The 525-nt window shown below is 54.3% G+C and carries 2 rRNA genes; both read right to left on the minus strand.

What is annotated here, in order from left to right:
• Positions 1-84, minus strand: a 23S ribosomal RNA gene (locus GFY24_RS40945); the annotation flags it as partial.
• A gap of 332 nt (positions 85-416) precedes the next feature.
• Positions 417-525, minus strand: a 16S ribosomal RNA gene (locus tag GFY24_RS40950); the annotation flags it as partial.

A 525-nucleotide genomic window follows, 5' to 3' on the forward strand; every position in this document is an offset into this window, starting at 1 on the left:
TCCCCGAGGCTTATCGCAGCCTACTACGTCCTTCATCGGCTCCTGGTGCCAAGGCATCCACCGTACGCTCTTACACACTTACTAACAAAGATGCTCGCGTCCACTGTGCAGTTCTCAAACAACACACGAGAAAGACAACCTGTACTCGGCACCAGCCGAAACCAAAAGTTCCGCGGTATGACCGAAGGGTCAATCTCGTCGTTATCTTGCCTGGAAAGAAAGACTTACGTCTGTTCTTTCAGGACCCAATAGTGTGCCGATATATCTTCTCTAGCGGTCACTGAGGACCAGCATGACGAGAAGAGGAAGTCAGTGTTCCACCCATGAGCGTCCGCCGGACTACGTATGAGTCCGAAACGGTCTCTGCCAGAACCACTCTCACCTATGTGAGGGGCCTCTGGAGATGTGCTCCTTAGAAAGGAGGTGATCCAGCCGCACCTTCCGGTACGGCTACCTTGTTACGACTTCGTCCCAATCGCCAATCCCACCTTCGACGCCTCCCTCCCTTACGGGTTAGGCCAGCGG

The organism is Nocardia sp. SYP-A9097, from assembly GCF_009649815.1.
GTDB lineage: Bacteria > Actinomycetota > Actinomycetes > Mycobacteriales > Mycobacteriaceae > Nocardia.